Here is a 26,324-nt window from a genome sequence, read left to right on the forward strand (position 1 = left end):
GGCCCGGTCACACTACGCTCGGCCGGGTCCAGGAGTACGCGCGTCCACAAGCGAGGAGACAGCCTTGTCCACACCCGCTGCTCAGCACGTGCCGGGCCAGGCGCCGGCCGACGGGACCGCGGCCCGGGCCCGCGGCCTGACCAAGGCGTACGGCTCGGGCGAGACGGCCGTGCGGGCCCTGGACTCGGTGGACGTGGACATCGCGCAAGGCCGGTTCACCGCGGTCATGGGTCCCTCCGGCTCCGGGAAATCCACGCTCATGCACTGCCTGGCGGGGCTCGACAACGTCTCGGCGGGACAGGTGTGGCTCGGTGACACCGAGATCACGGGACTGAAGGAGCGCGAGCTGACGCGGCTGCGCCGGGACCGGATCGGGTTCATGTTCCAGTCGTTCAACCTGATCCCGACGCTGAACGCGGCCGAGAACATCACCCTGCCCATGGACATCGCGGGCAAGAAGCCCGACGAGAAGTGGCTGGACCAGGTCATCGACACCCTGGGACTGCGGGACCGTCTGAAGCACCGGCCCTCCCAGCTCTCCGGCGGCCAGCAGCAGCGGGTCGCGTGCGCGCGGGCGCTGGCCTCCCGGCCGGAGCTGATCTTCGCGGACGAGCCGACCGGCAACCTCGACTCGCGGGCGGGCCTGGAAGTCCTCGGGTTCCTGCGCGAGGCGGTCGACCAGCTCGGCCAGACCGTCGTCATGGTCACCCACGACCCCGGCGCCGCCGCCCACTCCGACCTGGTGCTCTTCCTCGGCGACGGACGGATCGTGGACGAGATGGAGCGGCCCACCGCGGACGCGGTCCTCGAACGGATGAAGCGGTTCGACGTGTCCCGCGGCGCGTTCCCCGAGCCACCCGCGGAGCGCGGCGGCGCCTCCGCGGAGCACGCCCGGCCACCCGCGGACCTCACCAAGGCGCCCGCGGACGAGCCCGACCAGGAGGCCTGAGCCCGTGCTGAAGGCGACGCTCCGCAGCTTCCTCGCCCACAAGGGGCGGCTGCTGCTCTCGGCGCTGGCCGTCGTGCTGTCCGTGGCGTTCGTCGCGGGCAGCCTGATCTTCTCCGACACGCTCAGCCGGACCTTCGACCGGCTCTTCGCCTCGACCGCGCCCTCGGTCACCGTCAGCCCCAAGGAGGACCTGAACGAGGCGGTGCCCTCCGGCATGACGGCCACCCTGCCGGCCGCGCTCGCGGACCGGGTGGCCCGGGTCGACGGCGTGGCCGCCGCGCGCTCGGACGCCGAGGCCGAGAACATCACCGTCGTCGACGCCGACAACGAGTCGGTCGGCCCGACCACCGGCGCCCCCACCATCGGCACCGACTGGAACCCGGACGAACGCAGCCCCGTCGAGCTCACCTCGGGGCACGCCCCGCGCGGACCGGCCGAGGCGATGCTCGACTCGGAGACCGCCGACGGCAAGGACGTGCGGATCGGCGACACGCTCACGGTGATCGCGGGCCCGGGCTCGTTCAAGGTCGAGGTCGTCGGCATCGTCACCTTCACCACCACCAACCCCGGTGCCGCACTGGTCTTCCTGGACCCGCCGACCGCGCGGGAGAAGCTGCTGGGCGACGCGAAGGCCGCGACCAGCATCTCGGTCGACGCCGCCGAGGGCGTGAGCGACGACCGGCTCAAGCAGCGCGTGGCCGCCGCGCTCGGCGCGGACGGCTACGACTACCGGACCGCCGACGAACAGGCCGAGTCGGACGTCCAGCAGCTCGGCGGATTCCTCGACATCATCAAGTACGTGATGCTCGGCTTCGCCGGGATCGCCGTACTGGTCGGCGTCTTCCTCATCGTCAACACCTTCTCGATGCTGATCGCCCAACGCACCCGCGAACTGGGCCTGTTGCGGGCCCTGGGTGCCGACCGGCGCCAGGTCCGCCGCTCGGTCCTCACCGAGGCGGTCCTGCTGGGCCTGGTCGGCTCCACCGTGGGCCTGGCCACCGGCATCGGGCTCGCGGCCGGACTCATCGCGCTGATGAACACGCTCGGCATGAACATCAAGTCGAGCGAGATGGTGATCGGCGTGGGCACACCGGTCGCGGCCTACGTCGTCGGCGTCGGCGTCACCTTCGTCGCCGCCTACCTCCCGGCCCGGCGGGCGGCGGGCGTCTCCCCGATGGCGGCGCTCTCGGACGCCGAGATCGCCGGGATCGGAAAACCGCTCAGGACCCGGGCGATCGTCGGCGGTGTCGTCGGAGCCCTGGGCGCGGCGGCGCTCCTCGGGTGCGTCACCTCGTCGGCGACCGGTTCGGCGGCCTCCCTGCTGGCCCTGGGCATCGTGCTGACCCTGTTGGCGACCGTGATCGCGGGCCCGCTGCTGGTGCGCCCGGTGATCCGGGTGCTCGGCGGGGCCTTCCCCGCGCTGTTCGGTTCCGTCGGCCGGATGAGCCAGCGCAACGCCCTGCGCAATCCCCGGCGCACCGGCGCCACCGCCGCCGCGCTGATGGTGGGGCTGGCCCTGGTCGGCGGGATGTCGGTAGCGAGCGCCTCGATGAGCGCCTCCTTCGACCAGCAGATCGACGAGACGCTGGGCGCCGACTTCGTCATCCAGAACGGCAACTTCCTGCCCTTCCCGCAGGAGGTCACCCGAGCGGTGCGGGACACCGAGGGCGCGGGGCTAGTCGTACGGTCGCGGTTCACACCGGTCGCCGTACGGCTGCCGGACGGCGACCGGGTCGAGACGACCGCGGCGGCCTACGATCCGCGCCTCGACGACGTCGCCCGCATCCGGTACGCCGAGGGCGACAGCGCGGCGGCCCTCGCGGACGGCCGTATCGCCATGGACCTGGGGTTCGCGCGGGACCACGGCGTGCGGGTCGGCACCGCGATCCCCGTCGAGTTCCAGGGCGGACGCACCACCGAGCTCACCGTGGGCGCGCTCACCGACCAGGGCTCCGCCGAGGGGTTCGGCACCCAGGGCGGCCTGTTCCTCGGACTGGCCACACTGGAGAGGTTCGCGCCCTCGGGACAGGACTCCTCGCTGTACGTGAACGCGGCCTCCGGGACGGGCGCCGACGAGCTGCGCGCGAACCTGGAGAAGACGCTCGACCCCTACCCGCAGGTGCAGGTGCGCGACCTGGCCGACTACAAGGACCTGGTGCACGACCAGATCGCGGTCCTGCTCTACCTCGTGTACGCGCTGCTCGGGCTCGCGATCGTCATCGCGGTCCTCGGCGTGGTCAACACCCTGGCCCTGTCGGTCGTGGAGCGCACCCGGGAGATCGGCCTGCTGCGGGCCATCGGGCTCGCCCGGCGCCAGCTGCGGCGGATGATCCGGCTGGAGTCGGTGGTGATCGCGGTGTTCGGGGCGGTGCTCGGGCTCGCGCTGGGGCTGGTGTGGGGCGTGTGCACCCAACAGGTGCTGGCGTTGCAGGGTATGGACGCGCTGGCGATCCCCTGGGGCACGCTCGTCGCGGTCGTGGTCGGCGCGGCGGTGGTGGGTGTCGTGGCGGCGCTGCTGCCGGCGCTGCGCGCGTCCCGGATGAACGTGCTCGCGGCCATCGCATACGAGTGAGGGGAACGCGGTCGGCCACGACCCGGCGGGCAGGGTGCTGCCGCTCACCGCCGGAGAACTCGACGAGCGGGTGGCGCGGTACCAGGACCTGGCGAAGGGGCGCGCGGAGCCGGCTGAACTGAACCTCCTCGTCCAGCCGGTGGTGATCACCGACGACCCCGAAGCGGCCGTCCGGCCCCTGGTGGAGCGCGTGCCGGACCTGACCGTGGAGCGGGCCCTGGATCTGCCGCTCGTCCTGGCCGGCGCCCTGGAGCAGATCACCGGGAAGGTGCCGGCGCGGCGTGAGCGGTACGGGTTCTCGTATCTGACGGTCCTGGAGCCGTACCTGGAGGCGTTCGCGCCGGTGGTCGCCGCGCTGCGTGGCCGGTGACCGTCCGGATGCCGGAATTCCGTGCCGCGGCGCTGCGGGCGTGATGGGATCGCCGTATGACTGACCTGCGGATCCGGGCCGCGACGCCCGACGACCTCGACACCGTCCTGGCCTTCTGGAAGACGGCCGCCGAGGGCACGAGCATCAGCGACGACCGGACCGGCGTGGAGCGGCTGGTCGGCCGCGACCCCCAGGCGCTGATCCTGGCCGAGCTGGACGGCGAACTGGTCGGCACGGTGATCGCGGGCTTCGACGGTTGGCGCTGCCACCTCTACCGCCTCGCGGTACACCCCGATCGCCGCCGCCGGGGCATCGGCGGCGCCCTGCTCACGGCCGCCGAGGAGCGCTTCGTACGGCTCGGAGGGCGCCGCGGGGACGCCATGGTGCTGACCCGGAACGAGACCGCGCAGCATGCGTGGCGGGCGGCCGGGTACGCGCCGCAGGAGCAGTGGCGACGCTGGGTGAAGCCCCTCGCCGGCTAGCCCCTGTACCGGCGCGCAGTCGGCCGGTCGCACCCTTTTGCCCGTCCTTTACTATTGGAGACTCTTCCGTTCTCCATGAAAGGTGTGAGCGTCCGCCCATGGGCGAGCCTCCCAGTACGCGACATCGCGCGATCCTTCCCGCCCTGCCCGACCATGGGACGGAGGTGACCCGATGACAGAAGTCCTGTTGCTGCTGGTGGCGATCCTGCTCTCACTGGCCTGTGGCGCGTTCGTCGCCGCGGAGTTCTCGCTGACCACCGTCGAGCGCGGCGAGCTGGAACGCGCGGTGGAGCGCGGCGAGCGGGGCGCGGCCGGCGCCCTGAAGGCCGTGAAGAACCTCACCTTCCAGCTCTCCGGCGCCCAGCTCGGCATCACGGTCACCAACCTGGTCGTCGGCATGCTCTCCGAGCCGTCGATCGCCGCGCTGATCTCGGGCCCGCTGGAGTCGGCCGGCGTCTCACCGTCCACGGCGAGCACCCTCGCGCTGGTCCTCGGTACAGCGCTGTCGACGGTGTTCCTGATGGTCGTCGGCGAACTCGTGCCGAAGAACTGGGCGATCTCCTCGCCGCTCGCCGTCGCCAAGCGGGTGGGCAACGCACAGCGCTGGTTCAGCGCCGCGTTCCGCCCCTTCATCACCCACCTCAACAACACCGCCAACCGCGCGGTACGCCTCTTCGGCCTGGAGCCCGCCGAGGAGCTGGCCTCCGCGCGCGGCCCACAGGAGCTGGCGGCGCTGGCCCGGCACTCCGCCCGGGAGGGCGCCCTGGAGGCGGACACCGCCGAGCTGTTCGTGCGGACCCTGAACCTGGCCGACCTGACCGCGGAGAACGTGATGACCCCGCGCGTGCAGGTCATGGCCCTGGACGTGCAGGCGACCTGCGAGGACGTGGCCAACGCGACCCGGGCCACCGGCCTGTCCCGCTTCCCGGTCTACCGCGGCAACCTGGACTCGGTCGTGGGCACCGCCCACATCAAGGACTGCCTGGCGGTGCCCGCCGAGCGCCGCCCCCGCGTCCGGGTCTCCGAGATCATGCGCGAACCGCTCCTGGTCCCGGAGTCCCTCACCGTCGACCGGCTCCTGGACCGGCTCTCCGGCAAGCGCACGATGGCCGTGGTCATCGACGAGTACGGCGGTACGGCGGGCGTGGCCACGCTGGAGGACATCGTCGAGGAGGTCGTCGGCGAGGTGCGCGACGAGCACGACCCGCACGAGACACCCGACCTGGCCCAGGCCGGCACCGACGACGAGGGCCGCACCCTGTACTCCGCGGACGGCTCGGCCCGCACCGACCAGCTCGCCCGCGTCGGACTGCGGGCGCCCGAGGGGCCCTACGAGACCCTGGCCGGCCTCGTCGCCACCGAGCTCGGCCGGATCCCCGCCGACGGCGACCGGGTGGAGGTCGCCGGATGGCTGCTGGACGTGGTGGACGCCTCCGGCCGCCGGGCCGCGCGCCTGCTGCTGCACGCGCCGCTCCCTGAGGACGAGAACCGGACCGAGGACACCAAGGCGGCCGACAAGAAGGCCGCGGACAGGAAGGCCATGGACAAGGCGGACAAGAAGGCCGCCGACAAGAAGGGCGGGGTGCAGCGATGATCGCCGTCCAGTTGCTGATCGGTCTGGCGACCCTCGTCGTCAACGCCTTCTTCGTGGGCGCCGAGTTCGCGCTGATCTCCGTGCGCCGCAGCCAGATCGAGCCGCATGCCGAGGAGGGCGACCGGCGCGCCAAGAGCGTGCTGTGGGGGCTGCAGCACGTGTCCGCGCTGATGGCCGCCGCGCAGCTCGGCATCACCCTGTGCACGCTGGTGCTCGGTGTGGTCGCGGAGCCGGCCATCGCGCACCTGCTGGAACCGGCGTTCCACGCGATGGGCGTGCCCGCCGGCGCCGGACACGCGGTCTCCTTCGTGATCGCGCTGACCCTGGCGACCTACCTGCACATGCTGCTCGGCGAGATGGTGCCGAAGAACATCGCGCTCGCGGAGCCGGTGCGCAGCGCGCTGGTGCTCGGCCCCCCGCTGGTCGCCCTGGCCCGGGCGCTGCGGCCGGTGATCTTCACGATCAACGCCTTCGCGAACGCCCTGCTCAAGCTCCTCAAGGTCGAGGTCAAGGACGAGGTCACGGCCACGTTCTCGGACGCCGAACTGGCCCGGATCGTCCGGGACTCCGGCGAGGCGGGCCTGATCGACGACCGTGCGCAGGAGCGGCTGCGCGACGCGCTGGAGCTGGGCCGCCGGCCCGTGCGGGACGTCGTCCTGCCGTTGGACGACGTCGCCTACGTGTACCTCGGCGTCACGCCCGAGCAGCTGGAGATGCTGTCGGCCGAGACCGGCTACTCCCGCTTCCCGGTGGTGGACGAGGCGCGCCGTATCACCGGCTATCTCCACGTCAAGGACGCCTTGGACAAGTCGCCGCGTGACCTGCCGTTCCAGCAGCGGGACATGCGGCCCATCGCCCGGATCCGGGAGAGCACGCCGCTGGACGACGTCCTCACGGCGATGCGGGGCAGCCGTACGCACCTGGCCGCCGTGCTGGGCCAGGACGGGAGGCTGACCGGCCTGGTGACCATGGAGGACGTGCTGCGGGAGCTGTTCGGGCAGCGGGCGTAGGTGGTGCCCCCAGGGGGCGCCCCTGGGGGTACACAGCCGACGTACCGACGGGTACGGCCGCGGGTTACCATCGCTGTCGCCATGCAGAAGAACCCCACACACACCAGCCTGGTCGCGGTCGGCGACTCCTTCACCGAGGGCATGTCGGACCTGCTGCCCGACGGCACCTACCGGGGGTGGGCCGACCTGCTCGCCGGGCGGATGGCCGCCCACTCCCCCGGTTTCCGATACGCGAACCTCGCGGTGCGGGGCAAGCTGATCGGGCAGATCGTCGCCGAGCAGATCGACGTGGCGGCGGCCATGCGGCCCGACGTGATCACGCTGGTCGGCGGGCTGAACGACACGCTCCGCCCCAAGTGCGACATGGGGCGGGTGCGTGCCCTGCTGACGGAGGCGGTGGAGCGGCTCGCCCCGGCCTGCGAGCAGCTGGTCCTGATGCGCAGCCCGGGGCGCCAGGGCCCGGTCCTGGCGCGGTTCCAGCCACGCATGGAGGAGCTGTTCGAGTGCGTGGACGGGCTCGCCGAGAAGCACGGCGCGCTGGTCGTCGACCTGTACGGGGCGCCGTCGCTCGGCGATCCCCGGATGTGGGACGTGGACCGGCTGCACCTGACGGCCGAGGGACACCGGCGGGTCGCGGAGGCGGTGTGGCAGGGGCTCGGCTACGAGCCCGAGGACACCGAGTGGCGGACCCCGATGCCGCTCACCCTCCCGCCGGGCTGGACCGCCCGCCGGGTCGCGGACGCCCGCTTCGCCCGGCAGTACCTGCTGCCGTGGATCGTCCGCCGGCTCACCGGCCGCTCCTCCGGCGACGGCCTGGCACCCAAGCGCGCCGACCTGCTGCCCTACGAGCGGCCCCCGGAGTAGCCGGCCGTGGTCACGCGGGTGGTCGACGTCAGGGGCCGGATCCACGAGTACGGCCCCCGGCTGGAACGCGCCCCCGAGGACCTGCTCTACGTCGGCCGCCGCTGGACCCTGGGCGGCTGGGACCTGCCTCGGCACCCGCTGTACAACCCGTTCGCCTACGACACCCCGACCAGGCGCCGGGACGGCACCCGGGCGGAGGTCATGGCGCGGTACCGGGCCCACCTCCTGGAGCGGCCGGACCTGCTCGCCCTGGTGCCCGCGTTGCGCGGCAGGGCGCTGGCCTGCTGGTGTGCGCCCCAGCTGTGCCACGCGGAGGTCCTCGCCGAACTCGCCGAGACGCTCTCGTAGGTTCCGACAAGCGAAGCCGTGGCGCTGGCCTGCAGGAATCGCCAGTAGAATCCGTACACGTGACTTCCGCTGCCAAGCCCCGCATCCCGAACGTCCTCGCCGGACGCTACGCCTCCGCCGAGCTCGCCACGCTCTGGTCGCCCGAGCAGAAGGTGAAGCTGGAGCGGCAGCTCTGGCTCGCTGTGCTGCGGGCCCAGAAGGACCTCGGGATCGAGGTGCCGGACGCGGCGATCTCCGACTACGAGCGGGTTCTGGACCAGGTCGACCTGGCCTCGATCGCCGAGCGGGAGAAGGTCACGCGGCACGACGTGAAGGCGCGGATCGAGGAGTTCAACGCTCTCGCCGGGCATGAGCACGTGCACAAGGGCATGACGTCCCGCGACCTCACCGAGAACGTGGAACAGCTGCAGATCCGGCTCTCGCTGGAGCTGGTGCGCGACCGTACGGTGGCCGTGCTGGCGCGGCTCGGGAAGCTGGCGGGCGAGTACGGCGAGCTGGTCATGGCCGGCCGCTCGCACAACGTGGCCGCGCAGGCGACGACCCTCGGCAAGCGTTTCGCGACCGCGGCCGACGAGCTGCTCGTGGCGTACGGCCGGGTCGAGGAGCTGCTCGGCCGCTACCCGCTGCGCGGGATCAAGGGCCCGGTGGGTACGGCTCAGGACATGCTCGACCTGCTGGGCGGGGACGCGGGCAAGCTCGCGGATCTGGAGCAGCGGATCGCCGGGCACCTGGGCTTCTCGCAGGCCTTCACCTCGGTCGGCCAGGTCTACCCGCGCTCGCTGGACTACGAGGTCGTGACCGCGCTGGTGCAGCTGGCGGCGGCCCCGTCCTCGCTGGCGAAGACGGTCCGGCTGATGGCCGGGCACGAGCTGGTGACCGAGGGCTTCAAGCCGGGCCAGGTCGGCTCCTCCGCGATGCCGCACAAGATGAACACCCGCTCCTGCGAGCGCGTCAACGGCCTCATGGTCATCCTGCGCGGCTACGCGTCGATGACGGGCGAGCTGGCGGGCGACCAGTGGAACGAGGGTGACGTGTCCTGCTCGGTGGTGCGCCGGGTGGCCCTGCCCGACGCGTTCTTCGCCCTGGACGGTCTGCTGGAGACCTTCCTGACGGTCCTCGACGAGTTCGGTGCCTTCCCGGCGGTCGTGGCGCGTGAGCTGGACCGCTACCTGCCGTTCCTCGCCACCACCAAGGTGCTGATGGGCGCGGTGCGCGCGGGCGTCGGCCGGGAGCTCGCCCACGAGGCGATCAAGGAGAACGCGGTCGCGTCCGCGCTGGCCATGCGCGAGCAGGGTGCCGAGCGCAACGAGCTGCTCGACAAGCTGGCCGCCGACGCGCGCATCCCGCTCGACCGCGCCGGACTGGACGCGCTGATGGCCGACAAGCTCTCCTTCACAGGCGCCGCGGCCGACCAGGTCGCCACGGTCGTGGGCCGGATCGAGGAGATCGTCAAGCAGCGCCCCGAGGCCGCGGGTTACACCCCCGGAGCGATCCTCTGACGCGCCTGACGCCCCAGGAGCTGGAGGCCGCGCGCGACCGTCTCGTACCCGACGTCGTCGCGGACGGCCTCCGGGTGCTCTTCTGCGGCATCAACCCCGGTCTGATGACGGCCGCGACGGGCCACCACTTCGCCCGCCCCGGCAACCGGTTCTGGCCGGTGCTGCACCTGTCCGGCTTCACCCCGAGGCTCCTGAAGCCGTCGGAGCAGCAGGAGTTGCCGTCCTACGGCCTCGGCATCACGAACGTCGTGGACCGGGCGTCCGCGCGGGCCGACGAGCTGAGCGCGGAGGAGTACCGCGAGGGCGGACGGCAGCTGACCCTCAAGGTGGCGCGACTGCGCCCGCGTTGGCTGGCCGTGGTCGGGGTCACCGCTTACCGGGCCGCGTTCGAGGACCGCAAGGCCCGGGTGGGGCCGCAGGAGCGGACGTTCGGGGACACCCGGGTGTGGGTGCTGCCGAACCCGAGCGGGCTGAACGCGCACTGGACGGCGGCGACGATGGCCGAGGAGTTCGCTCGGTTGCGGGTGGCGGCGCAGGACTGACGGGGCACAGCGGACGCGTCACCGGCGGGCGGGTCACGCAGGGTCGATCTCCGTGACGACGGCGAGGAGCTGGAACGGGAGTTCGCGGTCCCACTGGGAGACGCCGAGGGCGACCCGGCGAACCGTCCCGGTCGGCTTCCACACCTGGACGTCGGGGACGTGTGCGCTGAGCGAGGCCCATGGCTCGGCGGGCTCCTCTCCGGCCGCCGACTCCTCGCCTTCCGTGGTCCGCTCGAAGACGCTGTACAGGCTGAAGACCTGGGGCGGTCCCCACCGCTCGGTCAGCCGCTCCGCCAGACCGTCGCGGTCGAACTCGTACTGCGTCTCCGTCTCTTCCCGTGCGGTGCCGTCGTCCTCCCAGAAGTCGCCGCTCGTCTGTAACTCGGCTATGTGGTAACCGGGTCCCCCCGTGCCCACATCGGTCCTGCCGTGCTCCGGGAGGAAGTCCCGGGTGCACAGCAGGTCGATCGTGGCGAGGTGTCGTGCGATGTCCATGACTCCAGTAAAGCGGGCGGCACTGACAAGTGGCGTGCCGTCAGGCGGCTCTTGCGGCCCGCCGCGTCCGAGGCCCGTCGCGGTTCCGGGGTCAGGCGTCCCGGCGTCGCACGCTCCACGCCCCCGCGAGCAGGAAGGCCGCCGTCCACAGCGCGGTCACCGCGAGGCCGGACCAGGGGCCCAGGGTGCCCTCGTGCGTCTGGTGCAGCACGACCTGGCCGGCCTGGTCCGGCAGGAAGTCGGCGACGGTGCCCGCCGCGTCCCCGATGACGAAGGACACCACGAGGATGAACGGGATCAGCAGGGAGAGGGTGGCCACGCCGCTGCGCAGCAGGGCCGTGAGGCCGCTCGCGAGGAGGGCCATCAGCATGAGATAGATCCCTCCGCCCACGACGCCGCGCACCTGCTCGCCGACGGTCAGCCCGCTCGCCGCGTCGCCGAGCCCGGCCCGGGCCACGAGGAGGGCGGCGACCATGGTGGCCAGTCCGACGAGGAGCGTCGGTAGGGCGACGGCGGTCACCTTGGCCGCGAACCACCGGCCGCGCTGCGGAACCGTGGCGAGTGCCAGCCGGAGCCCGCCCCCGTGGAACTCCGACGACACCGCCAGCGCGCCGAAGGAGATGGCCGCGATCTGGCCGGGCGTGACCCCGGACAGTGCCATGAACAGCGGGTCGAACTCGGGGTCGGACGTCTCGGAGACCCCGGCGAGGGCGGAGAACGCGGTGGTCGCGGCGAACACCGCCAGCAGTGCTCCGCACAGCGACCGCAGGGTGCGGATCTTGAGCCACTCCGCTTGGAGAACGGGTGCGAACGGCATGTCAGGCCTCCTGCGGCAGGGTCGTGGACGGGTGGGCGGCGAACTCGGTCTCCGCGGCCGTGAGGTCGAGGTAGGCCTGCTCCAACGTGGCCTCTTCCGCCGCCAGTTCGAGGATCGGTACGCCCGCGGCGGAGGTGAGTCGGCCGATGTCGTCCACGCGCGTGTGGTGCACGGTCCAGTGGCCGTCCTCGTGCTGTTCGGCGTCGTGACCGTGTCGGGCGAGAGCGGTCTTCAGCGCGGTGGGGTCCGAGGTGCGGATACGGACGCGCGGCCGGACGCGTGCGTGGATGAACTCCCGCATCGGGGTGTCGGCCAGCAGGCGGCCCCGTCCGAGGACGACGAGGTGGTCGGCGAAGGAGGCGGTCTCGTTCATCAGGTGGCTGGACACCAGGACCGTGCGTCCCTCGGCCCCGAGGCGGCGCAGCAGCCCGCGGATCCAGATGATGCCCTCGGGGTCGAGGCCGTTCGACGGCTCGTCGAGCATCACCACCTCGGGATCGCCGAGCAGGGCCGCCGCGATGCCCAGCCGCTGGCGCATGCCCAGGGAGTACGTCTTCACCCGGCGGCGGGCCACGGAGGCGAGGCCGGTCTCCTCCAGTACCTCGTCCACCCTGCGGTCCGGGATGCGGTTGCCGGTGGCGAGGGTGCGCAGGTGGTCGCGTCCGGTGCGGGAGCCGTGCGCGGCCTGGGCGTCGAGGAGCGCGCCCACGTGGTGGAGGGGTTCGCGGAGGGTGGCGTAGGCGCGACCGCCGAGGGTGGCGGTGCCGGAGGTCGGCCGGTCGAGGCCGAGCACCAGCCGCATGGTGGTGGACTTCCCGGCGCCGTTGGGGCCGAGGAAGCCGGTGACACGGCCGGGGAGGACACGGAAGGTGAGGTGGTCCACGGCTCGCCTGGTGCCGTACTCCTTGCCGAGGTTCTGGATGTCGATGCTGGTCATGGCAACAGCCTCGCCGCGGGGGCGGGTTCGGGGCCTCCCCCGCGCGGGGAGACCGTCTCCCCCGGGCGGGGGAGGCCCGTTGTCGGTGGCGGCTGGCACGATGACGAAATGGCCCGCATGCTGCGCCCGTTCCTCCGGGCGGTCACCTACACACGATGGCTGCATCTGTTCGTCGCCGTCGTGTGGCCGGCCATGTGGTGGTTCATCGACAACACCCGCATGTATCTGGCCGCGGTCCTGCTGGCCCTCGTGGGGCTGGTGCCGGCGATGCGCACGGTGGAGGGCCTCCAGGCCGGCCCGCTGCTGCTGGGCCAACGGCACGACGCGGAGAACCGTGAGATCGTCGCCGCCCCCTCCGTCACCTGGGGCGACCGCGGGCGGACCGTGCTGTGGCTGGAGTTCCGGCTGCTGCTCGGCACTGCGGTCGCCTTCCTCACCATCCATCTCCCCATGCTCACCGTGGACTTGGTGACCACGGCCCGTGGTGGCATGCCCGATGCCAGCACGTTCGTCCAGGTGCCGGGCCGGCACTGGTGGCACGCGCTGCTCGTGCCCCTCCCCCTGGTGGCGCTCGGCGCGGTGGTCGTCCTCTCCGGCGAGCTCGTCACACTGGGGGCCCGCCGACTGCTCGGGCCCTCACCGGCGGAGCGGCTCGCCGCCTTGGAGGAGCGCACCGAACAGCTCCTGGAGCGCACGCGTATCGCCCGCGAACTGCACGACTCCATCGGCCACGCGCTGACCGTCGCCGTCGTGCAGGCGGGGGCCGCCCGCGCGGCCGGGGACCCGGCCTTCACCGACCGGGCGCTGAACGCCATCGAGGAGACCGGCCGGACCGCGCTGGAGGACCTGGAGCGGGTGCTCGGGATCCTGCGGGAGTCGGAGCGGCCCGTGGGCAACCGGCCCACCCTCTTGGACGCCGACCGGCTGCTGGAGTCCGCGCGGGCCTCCGGCGCGAAGGTCGACGTCGACCTGACCGGCCCGCTGGACACCGTGCCCGCCCCGGTCTCCCGGGAGGGCTACCGGATCCTCCAGGAGTCCCTCACCAATGTGTTGCGGCACGCGGGGGGCGTGCCCGTCCGGGTCCGTATCGACGTCGCCGGCGGCGTCCTCGGCCTGGAGGTGCGCAATTCGCTCACCGCGGACATACCCGGTCCCGGGCGGGGCAGCGGGCTGCGCAGCATCCGCGAGCGCGCGGCCCTGCTCGGGGGAAGCGCGCGCACCGGGCCCGACGAGGGTGACTGGCAGGTGCGGGTGGAGCTGCCGTTGCGCTGATCTACGCTGGCCGGATGCCGGTCACCGTGCTCCTCGTCGACGACGAACCCCTCGTACGCGCCGGGCTGCGGGCCGTGTTGGAGGCGCAGCCCGACATCGAGGTCGTCGGGGAGGCGTCGGACGGGGCGGCGGTGATTCCGCTGGTGCGGCGACTGCGGCCGGACGTGGTCGCCATGGATGTGCGGATGCCGCTCATGGACGGCATCGAGGCCACCCGTGCCGTGCTGCGGACGGTCGAGGACCCGCCGAAGATCCTCGTGGTGACGACCTTCGAGAACGACGAGTACGTGTACGAGGCGCTGCGGGCCGGTGCCGACGGGTTCCTGCTGAAGCGGGCGCGGCCCGCGGAGATCGTGCACGCGGTGCGGCTGGTCGCCGAGGGCGAGTCCCTGCTGTTCCCCGCCTCGGTGCGTCAACTGGCCGCCCGGTACGGGGACGACGGCGGCAACCGTGCGGCCCGGGCCGTGATGGAGCGCGCCCGGCTGACCGAGCGGGAGGCCGAGGTGCTGCGGCTGATGGCGCGCGGGCTGTCCAACGCGGAGATCGCGGTCCGGCTGGTCGTCGGGACGGAGACGGTGAAGTCGCATGTGAGCGCCGTCCTCGTGAAGCTGGGCGCCCGGGACCGGACGCAGGCCGTGATCGCCGCGTACGAGTCGGGGTTCGTGGCGCCCGGCTGACCGGCCCGCGTCGGTCGAACCGGCGCCCCCGGGTGGGCTGTCGGCTGCCGACCGGTGTCCCTCGGGCGGTCTCGGCCCGCTGCGCGGATGCGATCGGTGGTCTCGGGTCGGTGTCTCGTGCGTCACGGCACTCGCCGGGGTGCGCCGCGCCGAGTACGATCCCGCCAACACGCGCACGAGCTGGGAGGACGGACGTTGGGGCAGCTGACCGGCGGGGATCCCTCGCTGCTGCGAAGGATCAATTCCGCGGTGGTGCTGCACGCGCTGCGTGCCACGGACTGCGCGACGCTGACCGAGATCACCCGGGTCACCGGGCTGTCCCGCCCCACCGTCGAGGGCGTCGTAGAAGGGCTCATCGAGGCGGGCTACGTCGTCGAGAAGGCCGCCGACGAGAGTGTCGTACGACGCCAGGGCCGGCCCGCGCGACGGTTCCGGTTCCGTGCCGAGGCCGGGCATCTGCTGGGCCTGGAGATCGGGGCGCACCGGGTGGCCGCGCTCCTCTCCGACCTGGACGGCCGGGTGATCGGCGCGCAGGCCAAGGACGTCGACGAGACGGCGTCGGCGGACGAGCGGCTGGAACGGATGCGGACCGCGGTGGCCGAACTGCTGCGCCGCGCCGGGGTCGCCCGCGGCTCCCTGCGGGCCGTGGGGGTCGGCACACCGGGGATCGTCGAGGCCGACGGAACGGTGCGGCTGGGGACCGCGCTGCCCGAGTGGACGGGGCTGCGCCTGGGCGAGCGGCTGAGCCGCTCCTTCAAGTGCCCGGTGCTGGTCGAGAACGACGCCAACGCGGCGGCGGTCGCCGAGCACTGGAAGGGCTCCGCCACCGAGTCCGACGATGTGGTGTTCGTGCTGGCCGGGCTGAGTCCGGGCGCGGGTGCGCTGATCGGCGGCCGGCTGCACCGGGGCTACGGCGGCGCGGCCGGTGAGATCGGTGCCCTGCACCTGCTGGGCCGCGAGGTCACGCCGGAGACGCTGCTGTCCACCACGGGCGAACCGCTGCACCCGTTGGACGAGCAGGCGGTCGCCGGGGTCTTCGCGCAGGCCCGCGAGGGCGACCAGGGGGCCCGTGCGGCCGTCGACCGGTTCCTCCAGCGGCTGGTCCACGACGTGGCGGCGCTCGTGCTGGCCCTGGATCCGGAGCTGGTCGTCGTCGGCGGCTGGGCGGCCGGTCTGGACGGTGTGCTGGAACCGCTGCGCCGCGAGTTGGCGCGGTACTGTCTGCGGCCCCCGAAGGTGACCCTGTCGCTCCTGGGCGAGGCGGCCGTGGCGACGGGCGCGCTGCGGCTGGCCCTCGACCATGTGGAGGAGCAGCTCTTCGCGGTGGAGGGCACGGTGACGGCACGCCGCTGAGGACGCGACAGCGCCCCGGAGACGGCTCCGGGGCGCTGGACGCGAGGCGGTACGGCAGGCCGTACGACGGTCAGGACGCCCGGCGCTGCGAGCCCTCGTGGATCTCCACGCCGCCGGAGTCCCCGAAGGTCAGCCGGCAGGTGTCCGCGCGGTAGGTGGCCACGGAGACGGCGACCGTACGGCCGCCGGCGAAGTAGCGCGTGGTGACGACGAGGACCGGTGCCCCGGGGAGCCGGTCGAGCTCCCGGGCGTCGTCCGCGCGCGCGGAGCCCAGCTCGACGGCGCTGTCCTGGCCCTCCAGGTCCAGGCGCTGGAGCTCGCGGAGCACGGCACGCGCGCGTGGCGCTCCGGAAGCCGCGTCTATGGCGGAGAGCTCGGGCACCGCGGACTCCGCGATGTAGAGCAGCTCCGCGGCGACGGGCTGGCCGTGCGTCGTCCGGGAGCGGCGCACCAGGTGCACGCTCTGGTCGGCGCCGGTCTCCAGGGCGGCGGCGACGGCCGTGGGCGGCACCTCCCGCGCGGAGTCGACGCTCTTCCAGTCGTCGCCGGCGACGCCCGGCCAGGTGTGCTGCTCCGGGCCGACGGCCACGCCCATCCGGGGCGGGGCGACGGTCGTACCGACTCCGCGTCGGCGCTGCAGACGGCCTTCGAGTTCGAGCTGTTCCAGCGCCTGACGGAGCGTGGCGCGGGCCACGCCGAAGCGGGCCGCGAGGTCACGCTCGTTGGGCAGGATCTCCCCCACCGTGAACTCGGTGTCCAGTGCCTCACTGAGTACGGTCTTGAGATGCCAGTACTTCGGTTCCGGCACCGTTTCCAGCTGCGTGGTCCCCACCCTTGCCTCCGCAATCGCCGTGGTCCGGCGGCGTTTTAGCGCCCTTGTTTATTAAAGGTTGTTGCACTTGTCTGCGACCATAGGACGGCCCCCACCCTTGGTCAAGACCAATCATCGATACCCGGGGCACCGCGCGGGGCCCTACCGCGCGGCGTTCACGAGGCGTTCGTACGACGCCGTCCTCGCCGCCGGTCAGAGTGCGGCCAGGGACCGCAGCTTTTCGGGGTTGCGGATGATGTATACGGACTGGATGAGTCCGTCCAGTACGTCCAGCTGGAAGACCGAGTCCGGCTTGTCCCCCGACAGGATGAGGATCGCGGGTCCTGCGTTGAGCTCCACGAAGCGGAAGGACAGGCCGGGGGCGCCCTTTCGCGCGGCGCCGGCGATGAAGCGGCCCACCTTGTCGGCGGACTCCACGACCCGCAGCGGCGCCCTCGACTTGCCGCCGCTGTCGCCCACCAGGCGGACGTCGGGGGCGAGCATCGACATCAGGCCCTCCAGGTCGCCCTCCGTGGCGGCGGCGAGGAAACGCTCGGTGAGGTCGCGGCGCTGGGCCGGGTCGACCTCGTAGCGCGTCCGGCGCTCCTCGACGTGTTTGCGGGCCCGCCCGGCGAGTTGCCGTACGGCGGGCTCCTCGCGCTCCAGCATCGCGGCGATGTCGGAGTAGGGGTAGCCGAAGGCCTCCCTGAGGACGAACACCGCGCGTTCCAGCGGCGACAGCGATTCCAGGACCACGAGGACGGCGAGGGAGACGGAGTCGGCGAGCACCGCCCGCTCCGCGGTGTCGGGCACGGTGTCCCCGAAGTCGGTGGCGTACGGCTCCGGCAGCCAGGGGCCGACGTAGGTCTCGCCGCGCGCCTTGACCTGGCGCAGCCGGTCGATGGCGAGGCGGGTGGTGACGCGCACCAGGTAACCGCGCGGGGCGCGCACCTCGGTGCGGTCGGCGGACGACCAGCGCAGCCAGGCCTCCTGCACCACGTCCTCCGCGTCGGCGACCCGGCCGAGCATGCGGTAGGCGACCCCCAGGAGGACGGGGCGGTGCTCTTCGAAGACGTCGGTCACGGTGTCGATGGTCACCGCCCCATCCCACCGGACCGGTGCGGCCGTGTCCAGGCGGCTCCGGCACGGCCTGTCCGGTACCGCACATCTCGGGGCTACCCGTCGGTAGCAATTGCTGACAAGCTGTCTACGCCGCGTTCGCCACCGAACCCCGAGCGTCGAGGAGCACCTCCATGTCCAGCACCGTCTCCTTCAAAGTGCCCACCGCGCAGGGGCCCGAGCCCGTCACCGTCTCCTACACGCGCACGGGCCGCGGGGAGCCGCTGCTCCTGCTGCACGGCATAGGTCACCACCGACAGGCCTGGGACCCGATCGTGGACATCCTGGCGACCGAGCGCGAGGTGATCGCCGTGGACCTTCCCGGCTTCGGCGTCTCCCCCGGCCTGCCCGACGGCCTCGCGTACGACCTGCCCACGACCACCGCGGTGTTCGGCGCCCTCTGTGAGGCCCTGGACGTCGACCGGCCGCATGTGGCGGGGAACTCGCTCGGCGGCCTGATCGCCCTGGAGCTCGGCCGTGAGCGGCTCGTACGGTCGGTCACCGCCCTGTCCCCCGCCGGGTTCTGGACCGAGGCCGAGCGGCGGTACGCCTTCGGGGTGCTCCTCACGATGCGCGGGATCGCCCGGCGGATGCCGCTCCCCGCGGTCCGGCGGTTGTCCCGCTCCGCGGTCGGGCGCGCGGCCCTGACGAGCACCATCTACGCCCGTCCCACCCGCCGTTCGCCCGAGGCCGTCGTCGCCGAGACGATCGCGCTGGCGACGGCGACGGGGTTCGCCGACACCCTGCGGGCCGGCGGCAGCGTCCGGTTCACCGACGACGTCCCCGGGCTGCCCGTCACCCTCGCGTGGGGCACCAAGGACCGGCTGCTGATCCCGCGTCAGGGCGTGCGGGCCAAGCAGATCATTCCCCGGGCCCGGCTGGTGCGGCTGCCGGGCTGCGGCCACTGCCCGATGAACGACGACCCGGCGCTGGTCGCGCGCGTCATCCTCGACGGCAGCCGCTGACCACCCCGGAGGCCTGCGCAAGCCCCGCCTCTCAGGACGTGAGGGCCCGTGGTCGGTTGTTCACCTGTGGTTTCCGTGTGCGCCGCGGCGTTCGCGTAGGTGTGGCACTGCACACTGGCCGGATCCCGACCCCGGAGGCGTATCCATGTCCCACCGTCCGTTCCCCGGCCGCCGCAGCGTGCTGCGCGGCTCCCTGGCCGCGTCCGCGGCCCTGACCCTGCCCACCGCGGCCGGCGCGGCGCCGGCGTTCGCCCGGTCGGGGCGGCCCGCGGCGGGCTGGGGTGTACAGACGGGAGACGTCACCTGCGACTCCGGGCTGGTGTGGGTGCGTTCGGACCGGCCGGCCCGGATGATCGTGGAGACCTCCGCCACCGAGTCGTTCCGCGCCCCGCGCCGATGGCAGGGGCCCCTCCTCGGCGCGGACACCGACTTCACCGGTACGACATCGCTGCGCGGGCTGCCGGCGGGCGAGCAGATCCACTACCGGGTACGGCTCGCCGACCCGGACGACCCGCGCCGCACCGGCGAGCCGGTCACCGGCACCTTCCGTACCGCGTCGGCGAGTCGGCGTGAGGGGGTGCGGTTCGTCTGGTCGGGCGACCTGGCCGGGCAGGGCTGGGGCATCAACCCGGACCTCGGCGGCTACCGGATCTACGACGCGATGGCCAAGCTGGACCCGGACTTCTTCCTGTGCAGCGGCGACAACATCTACGCCGACGGACCGCTCACCGAGACCGTGGCCCTGCCGGACGGGCGGACCTGGCGGAACATCACCACCGCGGAGAAGGCGAAGGTCGCCGAGACGCTGACGGAGTTCCGCGGCAACTTCCGCTACAACCTCCTCGACGAGAACCTCAGACGGTTCAACGCCCAGGTCCCCTCCATCATCCAGTGGGACGACCACGAGGTCACCAACAACTGGTTCCCCGGGGAGATCCTCGGCGACACCCGGTACACCGAGAAGAACGTCGACGTGCTCGCGGCCCGCGCCCGGCAGGCCTTCTCCGAGTACTTCCCGATCTCGACCCTGCGCCGGCCGAGCGGCCGCGTCCACCGGGTGCAGCGCTACGGCCCGCTCCTCGACGTCTTCGTCCTGGACATGCGGACGTACCGCGACGCGAACTCGGCGGACGACCAGACCTCCGACCCGCAGGGCATCCTCGGCCGTGAGCAGTTGGAGTGGCTCAAGCGCGAACTGGCCCGCTCCCGCGCGGTGTGGAAGGTGATCGCCTCCGACATGCCGCTCGGCCTGGTCGTCCCGGACGCCACGGACGGGCAGCCGAACATCGAGGCGGTCGCCCAGGGTGACCCCGGGGCCCCGCTCGGCCGTGAGCTGCAGATCGCCGAACTGCTGCGGTTCGTCAAACACCGGCGGATCACCGGCACGGTCTGGCTGACGGCCGACGTGCACTACACCTCGGCCCAGCACTACGACCCCTCGCGGGCCGCGTTCAAGGACTTCGCACCCTTCTGGGAGTTCGTCTCCGGGCCGCTCAACGCGGGCGCCTTCCCGGCGAACACGCTGGACGGCACGTTCGGCCCGGACCGGGTCTTCGTCAAGGCGCCCACCGTGGCCAACGTCTCTCCGGCCGAGGGCTACCAGTTCTTCGGCGAGGTCGACATCGACGGTGACAGCGGGGAGATGACGGTCCGGCTGCGGGAACAGGACGGCACCGTGCTGTTCACACAGGTGCTGCGGCCGGGGCGGGTGGGGCAGTAGCGCACACCCATAAATCGTACAAACAAAAACAAAAGGCGCGGACCACGCTTTACCGATCGGTCACAAGGCGTTCGTGATCACGCAACACCCTTCCCGCACAGTGGTTGCATGAGTCGAGAAGTATCTGAAGCGACAGGTTCCCAGGGCAGCCGCCCCGTAGCGCACTGGCAGCGGGCCACCGCGGGGTTCCGCACATGGTGGACACGCCGCCACGGTCACGCGCCTCCAGTGGGCGATACCGATACCGACATCCGGGAGGACTCGGTGTCGGAGAGCACGCTGTGGCGGATGCGGACCACGGTGAAGGACGAGCCGGGCTCGCTGGCCGTGCTCTGCACGGCACTCGCCGGGCACCGGGTCGACATCCTCAGCCTCCAGACGCACCCGCTGGCCCACGGCACGGTGGACGAGTTCCTGCTGCGCGCTCCCGGCGCGCTCGCGGGCGACAGGATCACCGGTGCGGTGGCACTGGCCGGCGGCGGCGACACCTGGATCGAGCGGGCCGACACCCACGACCTGGTGGACGCGCCGACCCGGGTCCTGGGCCTGGCCACCCGCACCGCCCTGGACGCGGCGGAACTGCCGTTGGCTCTACGCCAGTTGCTGGGCCGGTGCACCATCCGCTCGCTGCCCGGCAGGCCGGCCGGCGGGGGCGAGGGACCCGAGTCGGTGCCGGTGGAAGGGGTGCTGGAGGAGACCGTGATGCGTCTTCGGGCGCCGGAGGGCGGAGTGATCACCGTGGAGCGGCCGTACCTGCCGTTCACGCCGACCGAGTTCGCGCGGGCGCGGGCCCTGGTGGAGCTGGACGCGCGGCTCGGCCCGCGGGTGCCGCGCGGCCAGGACGTGCTGACGCTGTCCGAGGGCAGTGACATCACCGTGCGGCGGGCCGACCCGGGTGACCTGGAGGCCGCCAAGGCGATGCACGAGCGGTGCTCGCAGCGGACCCTCGGCCTGCGCTACCACGGTCCGGTCGGTGACGCCGACCGCTACCTCAATCACCTGCTCAGCCCGCGCTACGGCCGCACCCTCGCCGTAGAGACCACCTCCGGTCGCGTCGTCGGGCTCGGTCATCTGCTCTGGGACGGCGACGAGACGGAGGTCGCGCTGCTCGTCGAGGACGCCTGGCAGCGGCGCGGCATCGGCGGCGAACTCCTCGGCCGGCTGGTCACGATGGCCGCCGAGGCCGGCTGCGCGAGCGTGTACGCGGTGACACAGTCGGCCAACACCGGCATGGTCGCCGCGATGCGCGGCCTCGGGCTCCCCCTCGACTACCAGATCGAGGAGGGCACCCTGGTGATCACGGCCCGGCTGGACACGGCCGCGGTCGCGGGCCGGGCGTCCCACGGGCGGGAGCTCGGGGAATCGGCCCTGCGGGACTAGCCGTGCGGGACTAGGAGTCGAGGGCGCCGACGGAGTGGGCGGTGCGGCGGGTGCTTCCGAACCGCTCCCCAGGCGCCGCGCCCGGCGCCCCGTCCAGCGCCGCGTCCAGGTCCCCCCACAGGTCCTCGACGTCCTCCAGCCCCACCGAAAGCCGCAGCAGCCGGTCGCTCACGCCCGCCTCGCGCCGGTCCGCCGCGTCCACGACCCGGTGGCTGATGGAGGCGGGGTGCTGGATGAGGGTGTCGACGCTGCCGAGGCTCACGGCCGGGGTGATCAGCCGGACGCCCGCGATGACCTCGTGCGGATCGCCGTACACCTCGAAGGCGATCATCGCGCCGCCGATCCGCGGATAGTGGACGCGGCCGACGCGCGGGTCCGCGGCCAGCCGCCGGGCGAGTTCGGCGGCGTTCGCGGACGCGGCCCGTACCCGCACCGGCAGGGTGGCAAGACCGCGCAGCAGCAGATAGCCGGCCAGCGGATGCAGGACGCCGCCGGTGGCGAACCGGACCTGCCGCAGCCGCCCGGCGAACTTCTCGTCGCAGGCCACCACCCCGGCCATGACGTCGCCGTGCCCGCCGAGGTACTTGGTGGCGCTGTGCAGCACCAGCCGCGCGCCCTGTTCGGCGGGGCGTTGCAGGACCGGCGTGGCGAAGGTGTTGTCGGCGAGCAGCGGCACGGAGCCGCAGGCGTGGGCGACGGCCCTGAGGTCCAGTTCGGCGAGGGTGGGGTTGGCCGGGGACTCCACCAGCACCAGGCCGGTGTCGGGCCGCAGCGCGTCCGCGATCCCGGCGGGGTCGGTCCAGGTCACCTCGGAGCCGAGCAGCCCCGCGGTGAGCAGGTGGTCGCTGCAGCCGTACAGGGGGCGTACGGCCACGACGTGCCGCAGGCCCAGGGAGGACCGTACGAGAAGGACGGCGCTCAGGGCGGCCATGCCGCTGGCGAACGCGACGGCGGCCTCGGTGCCCTCCAGCCGGGCGAGGGCGGTCTCGAAGCGGGCGACGGTCGGGTTGCCGAGCCGCCCGTAGACGGGCGGGCCCTCGGGCTCGGCGCCCGTGGTCGCGAAGGCGTCGATGCGGGCGGCCTCGCCGCGGCTGTCGTAGGACGGGTAGGTGGTGGACAGGTCGATCGGCGGGGCGTGCAGTCCCTGCCGGGCGAGGTCGTCGCGGCCGGCGTGGACGGCTTCGGTGGCGAGTGCTCTCGTGGAGTCCATGGCGGAAGAGTGAACAACCACCGGGCTCAGGGGATCGAACGCCGTGTTACGTTCGCCGCATGACCGAATCCGTCGTACTGGATCCGGTGGATCTCCACCTGCTGCGGCTGTTGCAGAACGACGCCCGGACCACCTACCGCGATCTCGCCGCGCAGATCGGCGTCGCCCCGTCGACGTGTCTCGACCGTGTGACCCGGCTGCGCCGGTCGGGGGTGATCCTCGGTCATCAGCTGCGGCTCGATCCGGCCACCCTCGGGCGAGGCCTGCAGGCCCTGTTGTCCGTTCAGGTCAGGCCGCACCGGCGGGAGCTGGTGGGCCCTTTCGTGGAGCGGATCCGGGCGCTGCCGGAGTCGCGGACCGTCTTCCATCTCACCGGTCCCGACGACTATCTCGTCCATGTCGCGGTCGCGGACATGGCCGATCTGCAGCGCCTGGTGCTGGACGAGTTCACGTCCCGGCGCGAAGTCGCCCGTGTGGAGACCCGGTTGATCTTCCAGCAGTGGGACTGCGGGCCGTTGCTGCCGCCGGGTACGCCGACCGCGCAATCGGGGTGACGTGCGGCGACACCTCGTACGAGGATGGTCGCCATGTCCGATACCCAGAGCCCGCTGCCCCGTGAGATCGCCGACGCGTACGTCGACGAGCTCATCGCCCTCGACCCGGTGACCGGTACGTATCTCGGCGTGAAGGAGAGTTCGAGCAGGCTGCCCGACACCTCGCCCGCGGGCCAGGAGGCGCTCGCGGAACTCCAGCGGTCCACACTCGCCCGGCTCGACGAGGCCGAACGCCGGCCCGGCGCGGACAGTGACATCGAGCGCCGGTGCGCGCGTCTGCTGCGGGAGCGGCTCGGCGCGGAACTGGCCGTGCACGAGGCCGACGAGGGGCTGCGCTCGGTCGGCAACATGGCCACGCCCGCGCACGCGGTGCGGGAGGTCTTCACGGTCACGCCGACGGAGACCGACGAGGACTGGGCGGCGATCGCCGAGCGACTGCGCGGGGTGCCGGCCGCGCTCGCCGGGTACCGCGCGTCCCTCGCGCTGGGCCTGGAGCGCAAGCTGTACGCGGCCCCGCGCCCGACCGCCACCTTCGTCGAACAGCTCACCGAGTGGGCGGACACGGACGGCCACGGGCGCGGCTGGTTCGAGGACTTCGCGTCGGCGGGCCCCGACTCGCTGCGCGCCGAACTCGACGAGGCGGCCCGCGCCGCGACCACCGCCGTGGGCGAGCTGCGGGACTGGATGCGCGAGGTGTACGCGCCGACCGTCGAGGGCGCCCCGAACACGGTGGGCCGGGAGCGCTACGCCCGCTGGTCCCGCTACTTCAACGGCACGGACCTCGACCTGGACGAGGCGTACGCGTACGGCTGGGCCGAGTACCACCGGCTGCTCGGCGAGATGCGGCAGGAGGCGGAGAGGATCCTGCCGGGCGCCGGGACACCGTGGGTGGCGCTCGCCCACCTCGACGAGCACGGCAGGCACATCGAGGGCGTCGACGAGGTCCGCGACTGGCTGCAGGGCCTGATGGACCAGGCCATCGAGACGCTGGACGGCACCCACTTCGAACTCGCCGAGCAGGTCCGGAAGGTGGAGTCCCGGATCGCCCCGCCCGGCGGTGCGGCGGCCCCGTACTACACACCCCCTTCGGAGGACTTCTCGCGCCCCGGCCGCACCTGGCTGCCGACCATGGGCCAGACCCGCTTCCCGGTCTACGACCTGGTCTCGACCTGGTACCACGAGGGCGTCCCCGGCCATCACCTCCAGCTCGCCCAGTGGGTGCACGTCGCCGGGAGCCTCTCCCGCTACCAGGCCTCCGTCGGCATGGTCAGCGCCAACGCCGAGGGCTGGGCGCTGTACGCGGAGCGGCTCATGGACGAGCTGGGCTTCCTCACCGACGCGGAGCAGCGGCTCGGCTATCTCGACGCGCAGATGATGCGGGCCGCCCGGGTCATCGTCGACATCGGCATGCACCTGGAGCTGGAGATCCCGGCGGACTCCCCCTTCCACCCGGGCGAGCGCTGGACGCCGGAGCTGGCGCAGGAGTTCTTCGGGGCGCACAGCAGCCGTCCGGCGGACTTCGTGGAGAGCGAGCTGACCCGCTATCTGACGATCCCGGGGCAGGCGATCGGCTACAAGCTGGGCGAGCGGGCCTGGCTGCTGGGCCGGGAGAAGGCGCGTGAGCGGCACGGCGACGCCTTCGACCTCAAGGCCTGGCACATGGCGGCCCTTTCGCAGGGCTCGCTGGGCCTGGACGACCTGGTGGACGAGCTGTCGCAGCTGTAGCCGCGGCGTCAGCGCCGGAAGCCGCCCTCCGAGTCGATCACATTGCCGGTGATCCAGCCCGCCTCGTCCGTCGCGAGCCACGCGATGAGGCGGGCCGGGTCGTCGGGCATGCCCCAGCGTCCGCCCGGGAACATCGCGGCGACGGCGTCGTAGGCCTCCCCGGTGAGGTAACCCGTGTCCACGGGGCCGGGGTTGACGGTGTTCACCGTGACCGCGTGCTCGGCCAGTGTGGTCGCCAGGGTGCGGGTGACGGAGGCGAGGGCGCCCTTCTGGAGGGCGTAGGCCAGCTCGCCGGGCATGCCGCCCGCGTGGTCCTGGCCGGAGGTCATCATCACGACCCGGCCGCCCGGCGTACCTCCGGGCAGCTGGGCCCGCAGCCGCGCGTACGCCTGCACGAGCAGCAGCACGGCGCGGGTGTCGACGGCCCAGTGCGCGTCGAGCTTCGCCGCGTCGAGCGCGTCGAGGGCGCCGTCGGAACCGCTGAGGGCGTGGTTGGCGACGAGGATGTCGAGCCGCCCGCCGAGCGCCGCCGCGGCGGTGGCGACCAGTTCCGCGGGCATGGCGGGGTCGGACAGGTCGCCGGGACCCGACTCCACCCGGGCCGCCGGATCGCCGAGCGCCTCGCGCACGGAGTCGGCCACGGCCTCGGGACGGTCGGCGCCCCAGGGCATGCGCTCGTCGTGCGGGACGTGGTGGTGCAGATAGACGCTCGCTCCGTACGCAGCGAGCCGCCGGGCCACCGCGTGCCCGATCCCGGCCCGTCGGCCGGCCCCGGTGACCAGGGCGGTCCGGCCGCGCAGGGGCAGCGGGTCGCGGCGGAGCTCGTCGGGGGTGGGGTGCGGGAACAGGGGCATGCCGATCATCATCAGCGGCGGCCCGCACCCGGCGCACCCCGTTTTCCGGGGCGGCCCGGTCCGAGGCATCGGAGCGGCTCGGTCCCGCGGTTGCGCAGGGCTCCGTCCGGCGGTTGCGGAGTACTCGGTCCGACGTGGTTTCCGGGGTGGGGCGACCCGGCGGTCTCCGAGGTGGCTCGGACAGCCGGTTCCCGGGGGCCGGGCC

25 protein-coding genes are annotated in these 26,324 nt (G+C 72.8%); 18 read left to right on the forward strand and 7 right to left on the reverse strand.

Annotated elements, in window-relative coordinates; all coding sequences use genetic code 11:
- Positions 1-64 precede the first annotated feature (64 nt).
- The 10 genes from ACZ5VD_RS11895 (at position 65) to mug (ending at position 10,230) form a co-directional block, all read left to right on the forward strand.
- Positions 65-949, forward strand: coding sequence for an ABC transporter ATP-binding protein (locus ACZ5VD_RS11895; RefSeq protein ID WP_468682134.1), 885 nt, complete (start codon positions 65-67; stop codon positions 947-949).
- Positions 950-953: 4 nt separating this feature from the next.
- Entirely contained in the window at positions 954-3,521 is a 2,568-nt protein-coding gene (locus ACZ5VD_RS11900; RefSeq protein WP_468682136.1) for an FtsX-like permease family protein, read from the forward strand.
- Positions 3,522-3,555: 34 nt separating this feature from the next.
- Complete coding sequence (locus ACZ5VD_RS11905; RefSeq protein ID WP_468549867.1) at positions 3,556-3,891, forward strand: LLM class oxidoreductase; 336 nt, start codon at positions 3,556-3,558, stop codon at positions 3,889-3,891.
- A gap of 56 nt (positions 3,892-3,947) precedes the next feature.
- Positions 3,948-4,373: a GNAT family N-acetyltransferase gene (locus ACZ5VD_RS11910; protein WP_468549868.1), complete on the forward strand. Its 426-nt coding sequence runs from the start codon at positions 3,948-3,950 to the stop codon at positions 4,371-4,373.
- A gap of 172 nt (positions 4,374-4,545) precedes the next feature.
- Positions 4,546-5,967 carry a hemolysin family protein gene (locus ACZ5VD_RS11915; RefSeq protein ID WP_468682138.1) on the forward strand — a complete coding sequence of 474 codons (1,422 nt, stop codon included), beginning with the start codon at positions 4,546-4,548 and terminating at the stop codon, positions 5,965-5,967.
- The gene (locus ACZ5VD_RS11920; RefSeq protein ID WP_468682141.1) at positions 5,964-6,977 is read left to right on the forward strand and encodes a hemolysin family protein; all 1,014 of its coding nucleotides are present in this window, start codon (positions 5,964-5,966) and stop codon (positions 6,975-6,977) included. The genes ACZ5VD_RS11915 and ACZ5VD_RS11920 overlap by 4 nt, the downstream gene beginning before the upstream one ends.
- Positions 6,978-7,058: 81 nt before the next feature.
- The gene (locus ACZ5VD_RS11925) at positions 7,059-7,841 is read left to right on the forward strand and encodes an SGNH/GDSL hydrolase family protein (protein ID WP_468549871.1); all 783 of its coding nucleotides are present in this window, start codon (positions 7,059-7,061) and stop codon (positions 7,839-7,841) included.
- A 6-nt stretch (positions 7,842-7,847) separates the two neighbouring features.
- On the forward strand, positions 7,848-8,189 hold the full coding sequence (locus ACZ5VD_RS11930; RefSeq protein ID WP_468682143.1) for a DUF4326 domain-containing protein: 342 nt from the start codon (positions 7,848-7,850) through the stop codon (positions 8,187-8,189).
- Between the two features lie 59 nt (positions 8,190-8,248).
- Positions 8,249-9,688 carry an adenylosuccinate lyase gene (purB, locus tag ACZ5VD_RS11935; RefSeq protein ID WP_468549873.1) on the forward strand — a complete coding sequence of 480 codons (1,440 nt, stop codon included), beginning with the start codon at positions 8,249-8,251 and terminating at the stop codon, positions 9,686-9,688.
- Positions 9,685-10,230, forward strand: a complete 546-nt coding sequence (gene mug, locus ACZ5VD_RS11940) for a G/U mismatch-specific DNA glycosylase (protein ID WP_468550005.1) — start codon at positions 9,685-9,687, stop codon at positions 10,228-10,230. The genes purB and mug overlap by 4 nt, the downstream gene beginning before the upstream one ends.
- Before the next feature lie 33 nt (positions 10,231-10,263).
- Here mug and ACZ5VD_RS11945 read toward each other — a convergent pair whose 3' ends face one another.
- The 3 genes from ACZ5VD_RS11945 to ACZ5VD_RS11955 all read right to left on the reverse strand — a co-directional run bounded on the left by ACZ5VD_RS11945 (position 10,264) and on the right by ACZ5VD_RS11955 (position 12,479).
- Positions 10,264-10,725, reverse strand: a complete 462-nt coding sequence (locus ACZ5VD_RS11945) for a hypothetical protein (protein ID WP_468549874.1) — start codon at positions 10,723-10,725, stop codon at positions 10,264-10,266.
- A 91-nt stretch (positions 10,726-10,816) separates the two neighbouring features.
- Positions 10,817-11,542 (reverse strand): ABC transporter permease, encoded by a 726-nt coding sequence (locus ACZ5VD_RS11950; protein WP_468549875.1) that lies wholly within the window; start codon positions 11,540-11,542, stop codon positions 10,817-10,819.
- Position 11,543: 1 nt separating this feature from the next.
- Positions 11,544-12,479, reverse strand: a complete 936-nt coding sequence (locus ACZ5VD_RS11955) for an ABC transporter ATP-binding protein (protein WP_468682145.1) — start codon at positions 12,477-12,479, stop codon at positions 11,544-11,546.
- A gap of 108 nt (positions 12,480-12,587) precedes the next feature.
- Here ACZ5VD_RS11955 and ACZ5VD_RS11960 point away from each other — a divergent pair, with 108 nt between their 5' ends.
- From ACZ5VD_RS11960 to ACZ5VD_RS11970, 3 genes are all read left to right on the forward strand, one after another.
- Positions 12,588-13,751, forward strand: a complete 1,164-nt coding sequence (locus tag ACZ5VD_RS11960) for a sensor histidine kinase (protein ID WP_468682147.1) — start codon at positions 12,588-12,590, stop codon at positions 13,749-13,751.
- Positions 13,752-13,765: 14 nt separating this feature from the next.
- Positions 13,766-14,428 (forward strand): response regulator transcription factor, encoded by a 663-nt coding sequence (locus ACZ5VD_RS11965; protein ID WP_468549878.1) that lies wholly within the window; start codon positions 13,766-13,768, stop codon positions 14,426-14,428.
- 195 nt (positions 14,429-14,623) lie between these two features.
- Positions 14,624-15,781, forward strand: a complete 1,158-nt coding sequence (locus tag ACZ5VD_RS11970; RefSeq protein ID WP_468549879.1) for an ROK family protein — start codon at positions 14,624-14,626, stop codon at positions 15,779-15,781.
- Positions 15,782-15,851: 70 nt separating this feature from the next.
- On the opposite strand, the gene ACZ5VD_RS11975 is transcribed toward ACZ5VD_RS11970, so the two are convergent.
- Positions 15,852-16,613, reverse strand: coding sequence for a GntR family transcriptional regulator (locus ACZ5VD_RS11975; RefSeq protein ID WP_468682149.1), 762 nt, complete (start codon positions 16,611-16,613; stop codon positions 15,852-15,854).
- A gap of 192 nt (positions 16,614-16,805) precedes the next feature.
- Positions 16,806-17,690, reverse strand: coding sequence for an RNA polymerase sigma-70 factor (locus ACZ5VD_RS11980; RefSeq protein WP_468682152.1), 885 nt, complete (start codon positions 17,688-17,690; stop codon positions 16,806-16,808).
- 155 nt (positions 17,691-17,845) lie between these two features.
- On the opposite strand from ACZ5VD_RS11980, the gene ACZ5VD_RS11985 reads away from it, so the two are divergent.
- From ACZ5VD_RS11985 to ACZ5VD_RS11995, 3 genes are all read left to right on the forward strand, one after another.
- Positions 17,846-18,676, forward strand: a complete 831-nt coding sequence (locus tag ACZ5VD_RS11985; protein ID WP_468549882.1) for an alpha/beta fold hydrolase — start codon at positions 17,846-17,848, stop codon at positions 18,674-18,676.
- A gap of 145 nt (positions 18,677-18,821) precedes the next feature.
- Positions 18,822-20,396 (forward strand): alkaline phosphatase D family protein, encoded by a 1,575-nt coding sequence (locus ACZ5VD_RS11990; RefSeq protein ID WP_468549883.1) that lies wholly within the window; start codon positions 18,822-18,824, stop codon positions 20,394-20,396.
- A 108-nt stretch (positions 20,397-20,504) separates the two neighbouring features.
- The gene (locus ACZ5VD_RS11995) at positions 20,505-21,776 is read left to right on the forward strand and encodes a GNAT family N-acetyltransferase (RefSeq protein WP_468549884.1); all 1,272 of its coding nucleotides are present in this window, start codon (positions 20,505-20,507) and stop codon (positions 21,774-21,776) included.
- 10 nt (positions 21,777-21,786) lie between these two features.
- On the opposite strand, the gene ACZ5VD_RS12000 is transcribed toward ACZ5VD_RS11995, so the two are convergent.
- Positions 21,787-22,986 (reverse strand): trans-sulfuration enzyme family protein, encoded by a 1,200-nt coding sequence (locus tag ACZ5VD_RS12000; protein ID WP_468682155.1) that lies wholly within the window; start codon positions 22,984-22,986, stop codon positions 21,787-21,789.
- A gap of 59 nt (positions 22,987-23,045) precedes the next feature.
- Here ACZ5VD_RS12000 and ACZ5VD_RS12005 point away from each other — a divergent pair, with 59 nt between their 5' ends.
- Together ACZ5VD_RS12005 and ACZ5VD_RS12010 are read left to right on the forward strand one after the other, a co-directional pair.
- The gene (locus tag ACZ5VD_RS12005; protein ID WP_468549886.1) at positions 23,046-23,540 is read left to right on the forward strand and encodes an Lrp/AsnC family transcriptional regulator; all 495 of its coding nucleotides are present in this window, start codon (positions 23,046-23,048) and stop codon (positions 23,538-23,540) included.
- Positions 23,541-23,573: 33 nt separating this feature from the next.
- Positions 23,574-25,265 (forward strand): DUF885 domain-containing protein, encoded by a 1,692-nt coding sequence (locus tag ACZ5VD_RS12010; RefSeq protein WP_468549887.1) that lies wholly within the window; start codon positions 23,574-23,576, stop codon positions 25,263-25,265.
- A gap of 8 nt (positions 25,266-25,273) precedes the next feature.
- Here the strand turns inward: ACZ5VD_RS12010 and ACZ5VD_RS12015 are convergent, their stop codons facing one another.
- Positions 25,274-26,119: an SDR family oxidoreductase gene (locus ACZ5VD_RS12015; RefSeq protein ID WP_468549888.1), complete on the reverse strand. Its 846-nt coding sequence runs from the start codon at positions 26,117-26,119 to the stop codon at positions 25,274-25,276.
- Between the last annotated feature and the right edge of the window lie 205 nt (positions 26,120-26,324).

This window comes from Streptomyces sp. NPDC032822 (assembly GCF_055578825.1).

Coding starts and splice junctions, on each gene's coding strand:
- ACZ5VD_RS11910 (WP_468549868.1), top strand. CDS start 3,948: ATGACTGACCTGCGGATCCGGGCCGCGACGCCCGACGACCTCGACACC.
- ACZ5VD_RS11915 (WP_468682138.1), top strand. CDS start 4,546: ATGACAGAAGTCCTGTTGCTGCTGGTGGCGATCCTGCTCTCACTGGCC.
- ACZ5VD_RS11920 (WP_468682141.1), top strand. CDS start 5,964: ATGATCGCCGTCCAGTTGCTGATCGGTCTGGCGACCCTCGTCGTCAAC.
- ACZ5VD_RS11925 (WP_468549871.1), top strand. CDS start 7,059: ATGCAGAAGAACCCCACACACACCAGCCTGGTCGCGGTCGGCGACTCC.
- ACZ5VD_RS11945 (WP_468549874.1), bottom strand. CDS start 10,725: ATGGACATCGCACGACACCTCGCCACGATCGACCTGCTGTGCACCCGG.
- ACZ5VD_RS11950 (WP_468549875.1), bottom strand. CDS start 11,542: ATGCCGTTCGCACCCGTTCTCCAAGCGGAGTGGCTCAAGATCCGCACC.
- ACZ5VD_RS11955 (WP_468682145.1), bottom strand. CDS start 12,479: ATGACCAGCATCGACATCCAGAACCTCGGCAAGGAGTACGGCACCAGG.
- ACZ5VD_RS11960 (WP_468682147.1), top strand. CDS start 12,588: ATGGCCCGCATGCTGCGCCCGTTCCTCCGGGCGGTCACCTACACACGA.
- ACZ5VD_RS11965 (WP_468549878.1), top strand. CDS start 13,766: ATGCCGGTCACCGTGCTCCTCGTCGACGACGAACCCCTCGTACGCGCC.
- ACZ5VD_RS11985 (WP_468549882.1), top strand. CDS start 17,846: ATGTCCAGCACCGTCTCCTTCAAAGTGCCCACCGCGCAGGGGCCCGAG.
- ACZ5VD_RS11990 (WP_468549883.1), top strand. CDS start 18,822: ATGTCCCACCGTCCGTTCCCCGGCCGCCGCAGCGTGCTGCGCGGCTCC.
- ACZ5VD_RS11995 (WP_468549884.1), top strand. CDS start 20,505: ATGAGTCGAGAAGTATCTGAAGCGACAGGTTCCCAGGGCAGCCGCCCC.
- ACZ5VD_RS12000 (WP_468682155.1), bottom strand. CDS start 22,986: ATGGACTCCACGAGAGCACTCGCCACCGAAGCCGTCCACGCCGGCCGC.
- ACZ5VD_RS12005 (WP_468549886.1), top strand. CDS start 23,046: ATGACCGAATCCGTCGTACTGGATCCGGTGGATCTCCACCTGCTGCGG.
- ACZ5VD_RS12010 (WP_468549887.1), top strand. CDS start 23,574: ATGTCCGATACCCAGAGCCCGCTGCCCCGTGAGATCGCCGACGCGTAC.
- ACZ5VD_RS12015 (WP_468549888.1), bottom strand. CDS start 26,119: ATGCCCCTGTTCCCGCACCCCACCCCCGACGAGCTCCGCCGCGACCCG.